General features: G+C 61.2%; 9 protein-coding genes, 1 tRNA gene and 1 pseudogene. 3 read left to right on the forward strand and 8 right to left on the reverse strand.

Annotation, left to right across the window (positions count from 1 at the left end):
- Positions 1–64 precede the first annotated feature (64 nt).
- Together rpmG and rpmB are read right to left on the reverse strand one after the other, a co-directional pair.
- The gene (gene rpmG / locus ACQKIK_RS10675; RefSeq protein ID WP_045423166.1) at positions 65–220 is read right to left on the reverse strand and encodes a 50S ribosomal protein L33; all 156 of its coding nucleotides are present in this window, start codon (positions 218–220) and stop codon (positions 65–67) included.
- A gap of 11 nt (positions 221–231) precedes the next feature.
- On the reverse strand, positions 232–468 hold the full coding sequence (gene rpmB, locus ACQKIK_RS10680; RefSeq protein ID WP_019339373.1) for a 50S ribosomal protein L28: 237 nt from the start codon (positions 466–468) through the stop codon (positions 232–234).
- 614 nt (positions 469–1,082) lie between these two features.
- Between rpmB and ACQKIK_RS10685 the strand changes: the two genes are divergently transcribed.
- Positions 1,083–1,865, forward strand: coding sequence for an IclR family transcriptional regulator (locus tag ACQKIK_RS10685; protein WP_045423164.1), 783 nt, complete (start codon positions 1,083–1,085; stop codon positions 1,863–1,865).
- Between the two features lie 91 nt (positions 1,866–1,956).
- Here ACQKIK_RS10685 and ACQKIK_RS10690 read toward each other — a convergent pair whose 3' ends face one another.
- Positions 1,957–2,538, reverse strand: a complete 582-nt coding sequence (locus ACQKIK_RS10690) for a TetR/AcrR family transcriptional regulator (protein WP_046163320.1) — start codon at positions 2,536–2,538, stop codon at positions 1,957–1,959.
- Positions 2,539–2,630: 92 nt separating this feature from the next.
- On the opposite strand from ACQKIK_RS10690, the gene ACQKIK_RS10695 reads away from it, so the two are divergent.
- Positions 2,631–3,533: an alpha/beta hydrolase family protein gene (locus ACQKIK_RS10695; RefSeq protein ID WP_499135869.1), complete on the forward strand. Its 903-nt coding sequence runs from the start codon at positions 2,631–2,633 to the stop codon at positions 3,531–3,533.
- Between the two features lie 294 nt (positions 3,534–3,827).
- Here the strand turns inward: ACQKIK_RS10695 and ACQKIK_RS10700 are convergent, their stop codons facing one another.
- The 4 genes from ACQKIK_RS10700 to gabD form a co-directional block, all read right to left on the reverse strand.
- Positions 3,828–4,970 carry an acyl-CoA dehydrogenase family protein gene (locus tag ACQKIK_RS10700; RefSeq protein WP_499135870.1) on the reverse strand — a complete coding sequence of 381 codons (1,143 nt, stop codon included), beginning with the start codon at positions 4,968–4,970 and terminating at the stop codon, positions 3,828–3,830.
- A gap of 12 nt (positions 4,971–4,982) precedes the next feature.
- Positions 4,983–6,179 (reverse strand): acyl-CoA dehydrogenase family protein, encoded by a 1,197-nt coding sequence (locus tag ACQKIK_RS10705; protein WP_499135871.1) that lies wholly within the window; start codon positions 6,177–6,179, stop codon positions 4,983–4,985.
- A 46-nt stretch (positions 6,180–6,225) separates the two neighbouring features.
- Positions 6,226–8,331 (reverse strand): 3-hydroxyacyl-CoA dehydrogenase NAD-binding domain-containing protein, encoded by a 2,106-nt coding sequence (locus ACQKIK_RS10710; protein ID WP_499135872.1) that lies wholly within the window; start codon positions 8,329–8,331, stop codon positions 6,226–6,228.
- A gap of 312 nt (positions 8,332–8,643) precedes the next feature.
- Complete coding sequence (gabD, locus tag ACQKIK_RS10715) at positions 8,644–10,092, reverse strand: NADP-dependent succinate-semialdehyde dehydrogenase (RefSeq protein WP_499135873.1); 1,449 nt, start codon at positions 10,090–10,092, stop codon at positions 8,644–8,646.
- A gap of 434 nt (positions 10,093–10,526) precedes the next feature.
- On the opposite strand from gabD, the gene ACQKIK_RS10720 reads away from it, so the two are divergent.
- Positions 10,527–10,603: transfer RNA gene (locus ACQKIK_RS10720), tRNA-Arg, on the forward strand.
- A gap of 414 nt (positions 10,604–11,017) precedes the next feature.
- Here the strand turns inward: ACQKIK_RS10720 and ACQKIK_RS10725 are convergent.
- Positions 11,018–11,145: pseudogene (locus ACQKIK_RS10725) on the reverse strand (AAA family ATPase); the annotation flags it as partial.

The following is an 11,145-nucleotide window of genomic DNA, read 5'->3' on the forward strand; positions in this document are numbered from 1 at the left end:
GAAGCGATATCCCAGAAACGAAAAAACCCGCCGATTGGCGGGTTTTTCTTCAAGGGCCGATCAATTACTTGATCTTGGCTTCCTTGTACATCACGTGCTTACGCACGACAGGATCGTACTTCTTGATTTCGATCTTGTCGGGAGTGGTGCGCTTGTTCTTGTCGGTGGTGTAGAAGTGGCCGGTACCGGCGCTGGACACCAAACGGATCAGGTCACGCATGATAGTTCTCCTTAAACCTTTTCGCCGCGAGCGCGGAGTTCAGCCAGAACGGCGTCGATGCCGCGCTTGTCGATAACGCGCATGCCTTTAGCAGTCAGGCGCAGACGTACGAAGCGGTTTTCGGACTCGACCCAGAAGCGGTGATGCTGCAGGTTCGGCAGAAAACGACGACGGGTTTTGTTGTTCGCGTGGGAAATGTTGTTCCCGGTTACCGGACCCTTACCGGTAACTTGACAGACTCTCGACATGCCTCAGCCCTCTAAAACCACATGCCCAACCCGGCATGGGTTGGCCGCTTGAATTCAAATGTCTTTTTGGCGCTCAGCGCCACGTTTCGTTGGGGTCTTACCGGCTACGCGGCAAGCGATGAAACCGGGCCCCTAGAAAAGAGCGCTGCTTTATATCAGAAAGCCCCCCTGGCAACAAGCGCGGTGTAACTTTTAAGCATCGGCGTCTATCGCCGCAATCCTTCCCTAGGCCGCGCCCGGCACGGTCTGCCGGAATATGCCGTTCGTCGCCTTCGTCTTCTCCTCTTTATATATGGACCGAACCGCTCGCGGCAACGAACCGGCCTAACGGGCGCATCGGCTTGCGTCATATCGATGCGATCCAACCGCACGTAACGATACAGCACTCATCAGATCCGACCATGTAATCAGCAGCGCTAGCGAACTGACGTTTTACTCTGCGGAATGCAAAACCGATATTTTCAGCTATTATGCTTGAATTGGCACAAGTAACCTGCCCATGGCCGGCCCTCGCGGCAAGGCCCGAGCATTCTGTAGAGGCCGCCCTGCCGAGCGAAGGGGCGATCTGCTATCGTGCGGCCCCGCCGCCCCACCACTAGACAGACCGACACCACATGAGCGACATCGAAGACACCGATACTCCCAAGGACCGCAAATTCGTCGAAGCGCTATCGCGCGGGCTGGATGTACTGCGTGCCTTCACCCACGGTTCGGTGGTGATGGGCAACCAGGACATTGCGCGTATCACCGGATTGCCCAAACCGACGGTGTCGCGCATGACCTACACCCTGACCAAGCTCGGTTACCTCAGCTACTCGCCGCAGCTGGAAAAGTACCAGCTCGATTCCGGCGTGTTGGCGCTGGGTTATGCCTACGTGTCCAACCTGCGCGTGCGCCAGCTGGCCAAGCCATACATGGATGAGTTTTCCCGCCGTACCAACACATCAGTGGGACTGACCTGCCGTGACCGGCTGTCGATGATCTACATCGAGAACTGCCGTCCGGCCGAGGTTTCGACGCTACGCATGGACGCGGGTGTACGCCTGCCCCTGGCCACCACCGCGGCAGGCCGCGCCTTCCTCGCGGCAACCCCGGACAAGGAGCGAGAGCACCTGATGGCCGCGCTGGAAACAAAGTACGGAGACGGCTGGGCAACCATGAAGCAATCGCTGGACGGCTCCTTTGCCGAGTTCCGCCAGCACGGCTTCTGCTTGTCGCTCGGCGACTGGGACCGCAACGTGATGGCCGCTGGCGTACCGCTGCATCTGGCCGACGGCAGCATCATGGCGCTGACCTGCGGCGCGCCCTCGTTCCAGCTCAGCGAAGAAACCCTACGCGGCTCGCTGGCACACCAGCTCGAAATGCTCGCACGCGATATCGAAAGTCTGGGCGTCTGATCATTGGCTAAGCGACACCCAGTCAAGCGGGAAGCGTAGGCTTCACCGACCTTTCGCTCATCGACTCCGCAAGGTGGCGATCAGTCCGCCGTCACTGCGACCGGACGCTGGCCCAGGCGATGTCCGCGAGCAGTTCGCGGCAATCCGCCAACGCGGTACGCGCGCGTCCGGCCAGCCAGTTACGGGCCAGGTCGTGGCAGGGCCCGATCACTACAGCGAGAAAGCAATCGCCCGGCATCCGGCGAAAGGCACCGCTATCACGGTGCCGACGCAAGATTGCGCTCACCCGCTCGCCATGGGCCTGATTGACCTCGCGCAGTCGTTCCCCCATCTCACCGGCCTCTACCCGCCCACGGTTGTGCAGAACGAAGCGTGCCCAGTCCGGGTTTTCCACGACCCAATCGATGTAGCTGGTGACGAACAGTTTGACGCACGCCTCGGCATCCAGCGTATCGATCAGTCCGGCCTCCAATCGCGCGGCGTATTCACCGATGCCCTCCAGATAAAGCACAGCGATGATCCGCTCGCGGTTACCGAAATGGTGGTAAAGGCTGCCGATGCTGGCACCGGAACGGTCTCGGATCATTTCGATGGTGGTCGCCTCCACCCCGAACTCGGTAAAGCAGGCGAGCGCGGCCTGAAGAATTTCTTGCTTGCGACTACTTCGGGCCATCCGATCTCCGACTAGAATAATGTTCTAGAATTAATTTCTACTGCTCGTATACTGCACCGATCCAGGCATTACAAAAAGACCGGAGAACAGGCATGGCGACGATACAGGCTGAAGCACGCTCGATCGACAACCGTAACGGCCATCAATTGGCGAGCTGCTGGTATCACCCTGAGGGCATACCACGCGGCGCCGTGCTGATCGCTCCAGCAATGGCGGTGAAACAAGACTTCTATGCCCATTTCGCCAGTTGGCTCGCCAACCAGGGATTTCTGGCGGTGACCTTCGACTACCTCGGCATGGGCCAGTCCTGCCATATCCCTTTACGCCAGCTTGAGGTGGATATTCTCGACTGGGCCCGTCACGACTGCAGTGCCGTGTTGGCCAACGTTGTGGAAGCGGCCGGGAAACTACCGGTCTATTGGATCGGCCACAGTGTCGGCGCGCAAATCCTGCCCCTGGTGCAAGGCCATGAGCGGCTCACCCGCATCGTGACCATCGCTGCAGGCAGCGGTTACTGGCGCGATAACAGCCCAGAGATTCGCCGCCAGGCATGGTTGCTTTGGCATGGATTGGCGCCGCTGCTTACGCCGTTGTTCGGCTACTTTCCCGGTGGACGTATCGGGGCAGTCGGTGATCTGCCGGCCGGCGTGATCCGCCAGTGGCGTCGCTGGTGCCTGCATCCCGAGTACTTGGTTGGCGTCGAGGGCGAACCCATGCGCCAAGCGTTCGCGGCGGTTCGCACGCCGCTGACCTCACTCTCGTTCAGCGATGACGAGATGATGTCGGCGCGTAATACCGAGTCCTTGCACGGCTTCTACACCGCCGCACCGAAACAGATGCGCCGCATCGCCCCGGACGAAGTTGGCGCCGATCGTATCGGCCACTTCGGGTTCTTCCGCCGAGCCTTCGCGCCTACGCTCTGGACGGATTATTTGTTGCCGGAGTTGGAACAGAGCCACCAGGGCCAGACTGGTGCGCTGGCAACGGCGACGTAGCCTCATCGCCACCGACGACATCATCTATGTGAGCCGCAATATACGCCTGCGATCGTAGGGTGGATCACGCTTCACCGACCCACCACAATGCGGCGCCAACCCACCCGCGTGGATGTAAAAGGCGACATCCACCCTACCGAGCTGAGTAAAGAGCCGTAGGGTGGGCTTTAGCCCACCACCCGCGCCACGAGGGTGGCGGGCTGAAGCGAAGCGCCGCCCGGTCAGCCTGCTAAAGCACGCCAGCTAAAGCAAAACCGGGCCATAAGGCCCGGTCGTGGTGTTGCGATTGGCGCGTTACGCCACCAGCATCAACTTCGCGTAGGCCTTCAGATGATGGTCATCGTCGCCGAGCTGGTGGGCGATCATCACCAGGCGCTTGGCGTGGTGGGCGAGGTTGTATTCCCAGGTCATGCCGATGCCGCCGTGCAGCTGGATCGCTTCTTCGGCGACCTTGCGTGCAGCGCGTGCGCAGATGTATTTGGCGGCGGCGATGATGCGGCGGCGGTCGTCGTTGTCTTCGCCATCGGCAAAGGTCGCGGCGAGGATTGCCATGCTGGTGGCCTGCTCCAGCTCGGTCTGCATGTCGACCATGCGGTGCTGCAGAACCTGGAACTTGCCGATCGGCACGCCGAATTGCTTGCGCGTCTTCAGGTAATCCAGGGTCAGCTTGCACGCTTCGTCCATGCTGCCCAGCGCATCGGCGCACTGCGCGGCGATGGCCCGGCCCTGTTGGTAGCGCAGCGCCGGTAATGCATTACCAATCTCGCCAAGCACCGCATCGGCACCCACCTGCACGTTGTCGAGGAACAGCTCACAGCCTTTACGTCCGTCGATGGTCGGGTACACGCGGCGACTGACGCCTTGAGCATTCGGATCGACCAGAAACAGGCTGATGCCGCTTTCGTCGCGGCTGTCACCAGCGGTGCGCGCGGAGACGATGATCTGTCCGGCGCTGTGCCCCCCGATCACCACAGCCTTGCGTCCGGACAGGCGATAACCGCCGTCGACCGCTTCAGCTTTGGTCTGTACATCGTGCAGGTTGTAGTGGCTCTGCGGCTCGTCGAAGGCCACCGCCAGCTGCAGCGAACCGGCTGCGACCTGCGGCAGCAGATCTTCTTTCTGCGCGTCGCTGCCCAGCTGGTTGAGCAGGCCGCCGCCGAAGATCACCGATTGCAGGTAGGGCTCCAGTGTCAGGCCCCGGCCCAGCTCGGTCATTACCAGCATGGTTTCCACACCACCGCCGCCAAAGCCGCCAATCTCTTCATCAAACGGCACGGCCGTCAGGCCAAGCTCGCCCAGCTGGCCCCAGAACTCGGAGGAAAAACCCAGCTCCGACTCGCTGAATTTCTCGCGCTGCTCGAACGGGTAGGCGTCGCGCACCAGACGCGCCGCGGTGTCTTGCAGCATTTGCTGCTCTTCAGTCAGTTTGAAGTCCATTGCGGTGCCCCCTTACAGCTCGAGAATCATCTTCGAGACGATGTTCTTCTGAATTTCGTTGGAGCCGCCGAAGATCGACAGCTTGCGCATGTTGAAGTAGTCGCCTGCCAGCGACGCGCTGTAGTCGGCGTGCAAGAGATCGCCTTCGTAGTCCAGCTGCATTTCCTCTTCAAGGAACGGCAACGCGTAGGGACCGATGACCTTGCGCAGCAGGTGGGTAATCGCCTGGCGGATCTCGGTGCCCTTGACCTTGAGGATCGAGGACTCGGCCCCGGGCACGCCCCCTTCCTTCGCGGCCGCAAGAATGCGCAGGGTGCTCATTTCGATGGCCATCAGCTGCATCTCGACCTCGGCGACCTGGGCGCGGAACAGCGGGTCTTCGAGCATCGGTTTGCCGTCGCAGACTTCCTTCATGGCGATGCGCTTCAGATGCGCCAGCGCGGCCTTGGAGGCGCCGATGCCGGCGAGGCCGGTGCGCTCGTGGGTCAGCAGGTACTTGGCGCAGGTCCAGCCCTGGTTTTCCTCACCGACGAGGTTTTCCACCGGTACGCGGACGTTGTCGAAGAAGACTTCGTTGACCTCATGGTCGCCGTCTAGGGTGATGATCGGCCGCACGCTGATGCCAGGAGTCTTCATGTCGATCAGCAGGAAGCTGATGCCGCGCTGCTGCTGGGCTTCGGGATCGGTGCGCACCAGACAGAAGATCATGTTGGCGTGCTGGCCGAGGGTGGTCCAGGTCTTCTGGCCGTTGACCACGTAATGGTCGCCGTCGCGCACGGCGCGGGTCTTGAGGCTGGCAAGGTCGGAGCCAGCTCCGGGCTCGGAGTAGCCCTGGCACCACCAGTCTTCGCCGGAGAGGATGCGCGGCAGGTAATGGTCCTTCTGCTGCTGGCTGCCGAACTTGATGATTACCGGGGCGACCATGTTGACGCCGAACGGCACGGTACGCGGCGCGCCAAACTGGGCGCATTCTTCGTCGAAGATGTGCTTTTCCACCGGGCCCCAGGTAGTGCCGCCTAGCTCGACCGGCCAGCCCGGCGCGTACCAGCCGCGCTTGACCAGAATCTGCTGCCAGCGCTCGTGGTCCTGTTTGGACATGTGCTTGCCGAGCTTGACCTTGGCGGCGATGTCCGCCGGCAGCTCGTTTGTCAGGAAGGCGCGCACTTCATCGCGGAAGGCGAGCTCTTCGGCCGTGTAGTTGACGTTCATGGATGAATCCTCGATATCCGATCGGCAGAGTGCAGGCGGGCGGTGCTCATTGCCCGGCCTGCCATTCGGTGAAGGTGCGGCCTTCGGCGGCCAGTTTTTCCAGCAGTGGCGCCGGTTTCCACCAGTCGCCGCAACGTGCGTGCAGTTCCTTGACCCGCGCCAGCACGGTGTCCAGCCCAACGCTGTCGGCATAGAACATCGGCCCGCCGCGGAAGGCCGGGAAGCCATAGCCATTGAGGTAGATAACGTCGATATCACTGGAGCGCTGGGCGATACCCTCTTCGAGAATCTTGGCGCCCTCGTTGACCAGCGCAAAGATGCAGCGCTCGACAATGTACTGCTCCTCCGGCACCTTTCGCTCGATGCCTTTCTCCTGTGATGCAGCTGTCAGCATAGGCGCGAGTTCAGGGTTCTCCAGCGGCGTGCGGTTGCCCGGCTCGTAGCGGTAGTAGCCGGCGCCGGTCTTCTGCCCGAGCATGCCAGCGGCGCAGAGCTTGTCGGACACGGTGGGGAAATCCAGATGCGCCGGCAGGGTTGCGCGCTGGCGCTTGCGGATCGCCTGGCCGATATCGAGACCCGACAGATCACGCATGGCGAACGGTCCCATGGCCATGCCGAAGTTTCGCAGCGCACCGTCGACCTGTCCTGGCGTGGCGCCCTCCTCCAAGAGGAATTCCGCCTCGCGGCCGTACTGGAAGACCATGCGGTTACCAACGAAGCCGTCGCAGACGCCGACCACCGCCGAAACCTTCTTCAGCTGCTTGCCAATGGCCATGGCCGTGGCGAGCACTTCATTGCTGGTCTTCTCGCCACGGACGACTTCCAGCAGGCGCATGACATTGGCCGGGCTGAAGAAATGCAGCCCGACTACGTCTTCAGGGCGCTTAGTAAAGGCCGCGATGGCATTCAAATCGAGTGACGAGGTGTTGGACGCAATTATGGCGCCGGGTTTGCACACCGCATCCAACTGCTCGAAGACCTGCTGCTTGACGCCCATTTCCTCGAATACCGCCTCGACCACCACGTCGGCATCGGCCAGCGCGGCGTAGTCTGTGACGCCTTCGACCAGAGCGAGGCGCTTCTCCATCGCCTCCTCGGTCAGGCTGCCGCGCTTGACGCTCGCCGCGTAGGTATCTCGAGCGCGTTGCAAGCCACGCTGCAGAGCGTCTTCGTTGATTTCCAACAGCTTTACCGGTACCCCGGCATTGGCGAAGCTCAGGGCGATACCGACACCCATGGTGCCACCACCGATCACCGCGGCGGCCTTGATCGACCGCGGTTTCACGTCGGATGGCAGATCGTTGATCTTGCCGGCCTGGCGCTCGGCGAAGAATGAATGAACCAAGGCACCCCGCTGTGGCGAGTTCAGGCATTCGGCAAACAGCTCACGCTCACGCTTGAGGCCTTCGGCCAACGGCAGTTGGGTGGCGGCCTCGACTGCAGCGATGCAACGCAGCGGCGAGAACAGCCCGGGCATGCGCTTAGCGACTTCAGCGTGCTTGGCACGGATCACGGCCTCGTTGTCGACGCCCTCAAGGCCTTGGGTCTGCTCGCCAGTGCGTCGCGGTGCGCGGCCTTCATCGACCATACGCCGGGCGTAAGCGAGGCCGGCGTCCACCAGATCACCCTCAAAGAGCTCGTCGACGATATTGTGCTCAACCGCCTCAGCAGCACTGATCGGCGTGCCGCTGACAATCATGTCTAGCGACTTGGCGACACCGGCAAGCCGCGGCAGCCGCTGGGTGCCACCTGCGCCGGGCAGCAGGCCCAGCTTCACTTCCGGCAGACCGACCTTGGCGTCTTTCCGAGCGATGCGGTAATGGCAGCCCAGCGCCACTTCAAGTCCGCCGCCCAACGCGGTGCCGTGGATCACTGCAACGCTCGGCTTGCTGCAGCTTTCGATGAACTCGATAACCTCCGGCAGGCTCGGCGCTTGCGGGGGCTTGCCGAACTCCTTGATGTCAGCGCCGGCGATAAAGGTGTTGCCCTCGCACACCAGCGCGACGGCGCGGACCTGCTGGTCCGCTTCGGCACCCTGAAAGGCCTTCAGTAAACCCTCACGCACAGCCTGGCCGAGGGCGTTGACCGGTGGATTGTTGACCGTGATCAGAGCGATCGCGCCCTGAATTTCGAGCCTTACGGCATCCGTCATGGCAGGCCTCCGCTTGTGAAATGATGATTAGAGTTGTTATTTTACGGAATCATGTTTCGCACAGCAGAATAGTCGAGTCATTTCCGCATGTCGAGAGACTGGCAACAATCGATGAACCTAGCAAGCGCCATAAGTCATGTAGCGTTGCTGGCATAACTGAGACTGGCCTATATCGTCCCTCTGCAGCGCCATGGTGGCTGGCAGCGGACCCGGCACGGGCGTACCGACTGGTCACTTATCGAATGACCAAAACACCAGGCAAAAAAAAGGAGCCGGCCCCTAGGGGAACCGGCTCCTCGTAGTTCAGCGCATTTACAGCCCGAGGCAGAGGTATTTGATCTCGAGATAATCCTCGATTCCGTACTTCGAACCTTCGCGACCCAAGCCGGAGGACTTCACGCCACCGAACGGCGCCACCTCGGTGGAGATCATGCCGGTATTGATGCCGATCATTCCCGACTCGATGGCCTCGGCGACGCGGAACACGCGGCCCAGATCACGCGCATAGAAGTACGCGGCCAGACCGAACTCGGTGTCATTCGCCAGGGCGATACCCTCGGCCTCGTCCTCGAAGCGGAACAGCGGCGCCAGCGGGCCGAAGGTTTCTTCCTTGGCCACCTTGGCGTTATGCGGCACATTGACCATCAGCGTCGGCTCGAAATAGCTGCCACCCATCTGATGCGCCTTACCGCCAGTGAGCACCTGGGCGCCATTGGCGACGGCATCCTCGATGTGTTCACGCACCTTGGTCGCGGCACGGTCATCGATCAAAGGCCCGATGTCGACGCCCTCGTCCAGGCCGTTGCCAACCTTCAGTTTCTCCACCGCGGCCTGGAATTTCTTGGCGAACTCGTCGTAGACGCCGTTCTGCACATAGATGCGGTTAACGCACACGCAGGTTTGGCCCGCGTTGCGGTACTTGGACTGCATGGCGCCTTTTACCGCCTCGTCGAGGTCGGCGTCATCGAACACCAGGAACGGCGCGTTGCCACCCAGCTCCAGCGACAACTTCTTGATGCCCGGCGCGCACTGGGCCATCAGCTTGGCACCGACTTCGGTGGAGCCGGTAAAGCTGAGCTTGCGCACGGTCGGGTTGGCGGTCAGCTCGTCGCCGATATCGCCGGCCGAACCGGTGATCACGCTGAACACGCCTTTCGGGATGCCGGCACGCTCGGCCAGCTCGGCCAGGGCCAAGGCGGAGAACGGCGTCTGGCTGGCAGGCTTGAGCACCATGGTGCAGCCAGCGGCCAGCGCCGGGCCGGCCTTGCGGGTGATCATCGCTGCCGGGAAATTCCACGGCGTGATGGCTGCGGTCACACCGATTGGCTGCTTGATGACGATGATGCGCTTGTCTTTCTGGTGGCCGGGGATAGTGTCGCCATAGATGCGCTTGGCTTCCTCGGCAAACCACTCGATAAAGGAGGCGGCGTAGGCGATCTCGCCCCTGGACTCGGCCAGCGGCTTGCCCTGCTCCAAGGTCATCAGACGGCCCAGGTCATCCTGGTTTTCCATCATCAGTTCGAACCAGCGGCGCAGCTTCTGCGAACGCTCCTTGGCGGTGAGATCACGCCAGGCGGGCAACGCACGCTCGGCCGCTTCAATGGCGCGGCGGGTTTCGGCAGCGCCCATCTTCGGCACGGTGCCGAGAATTTCGTTGCTGGCCGGGTTGTTGACCTTGATGGTCTGGCCGCTGTCCGCATCCTGCCAGGCCCCGTCTATATAAGCCTGCTGGCGGAACAGCGATGTGTCTTTGAGTTGCATGGCAGTCTCCTACGAGCCGACGACGCTGCGTCGGAAATTGAATCTAGGCCTTCAGGCCGATACGGAGCGATTGGCGCTGGAACCGCCCGACCTAGGTCAGAACGAAGGAATGTCCTTGGGTTCCTGCCGTATAGCAAAGCGTTTGAAATCTCGAACGAATGCTAAGCCTGCACCCTGGAATCAGCAACATCATGTTCGGAAAAATTAACGCGCCATAGCTCAGCCTGATGACCAACCGAATCGCCCCGCCAAGCCCTGAACCATCAGCCACCCAGCCGTCCAAGCGCCATGGACGACCGCAGACGACATGCGTATGATTGCGCCCCGCAACGCACCAGTAGCTCAGCTGGATAGAGTACTGCCCTCCGAAGGCAATACTCACCGAGTTGAGAAGGGTGTCAGCTAATGGTCAAATAGACCGCCGCAACACATGCGCACCAGTAGCTCAGCTGGATAGAGTACCGCCCTCCGAAGGCGGGGGTCGTGGGTTCGAATCCCGCCTGGTGCGCCATATCTCTTTGTTTTATAAACTTTTTTATAAAGCTCAAGCCGATTCAAATCTCGTGCTGGCCCACTCCTGCACGAACCTCCCGATGTCGGCCGTCAGACGCGACGAGCACTGCCCTGGCCACCGTTTTTGGCTGTATTTCGGGCTGTGCCAATTCTGTGCCTATACCGTGCCGCATCCTCTGACGGAGTGCCATCCCTTGCCACCTGCACGAGCACTAGCTTGTTGGCGCTGATGGAAAATTGACCCACCCTGCCGATTGAAATTTGACCCAGGGCGGATTGCTGATTTTGTTACCAGCAACTGTGGATAAGTCTACCAGCGCAGCTGCTGTTGCCCCCACTCCTTCGCTAGCCCAGTTCAGTTGTTTAAGACCTGCCACACGCAGCCATGTAGCAGGCCGTCGTCGCCATGAAATCAGAACGGCTCATCGTCCTCCGGTTCTTGGCCGCCCTTACGCTTTCGCTCCCGTGATTTGATCTTGGCCTGGGCCGCCAAGCTACTGTGTTGCAGGCGATAGGACTCGTTACCGGTTTCGACGATGT

The sequence above is a fragment of the Pseudomonas sp. NPDC047961 genome (assembly GCF_050272435.1).
In the GTDB taxonomy this organism is placed as follows: domain Bacteria; phylum Pseudomonadota; class Gammaproteobacteria; order Pseudomonadales; family Pseudomonadaceae; genus Stutzerimonas.

Coding starts and splice junctions, on each gene's coding strand:
- gabD (WP_499135873.1), bottom strand. CDS start 10,092: ATGCAACTCAAAGACACATCGCTGTTCCGCCAGCAGGCTTATATAGAC.
- rpmB (WP_019339373.1), bottom strand. CDS start 468: ATGTCGAGAGTCTGTCAAGTTACCGGTAAGGGTCCGGTAACCGGGAAC.
- ACQKIK_RS10705 (WP_499135871.1), bottom strand. CDS start 6,179: ATGAACGTCAACTACACGGCCGAAGAGCTCGCCTTCCGCGATGAAGTG.
- rpmG (WP_045423166.1), bottom strand. CDS start 220: ATGCGTGACCTGATCCGTTTGGTGTCCAGCGCCGGTACCGGCCACTTC.
- ACQKIK_RS10700 (WP_499135870.1), bottom strand. CDS start 4,970: ATGGACTTCAAACTGACTGAAGAGCAGCAAATGCTGCAAGACACCGCG.
- ACQKIK_RS10710 (WP_499135872.1), bottom strand. CDS start 8,331: ATGACGGATGCCGTAAGGCTCGAAATTCAGGGCGCGATCGCTCTGATC.
- ACQKIK_RS10685 (WP_045423164.1), top strand. CDS start 1,083: ATGAGCGACATCGAAGACACCGATACTCCCAAGGACCGCAAATTCGTC.
- ACQKIK_RS10690 (WP_046163320.1), bottom strand. CDS start 2,538: ATGGCCCGAAGTAGTCGCAAGCAAGAAATTCTTCAGGCCGCGCTCGCC.
- ACQKIK_RS10695 (WP_499135869.1), top strand. CDS start 2,631: ATGGCGACGATACAGGCTGAAGCACGCTCGATCGACAACCGTAACGGC.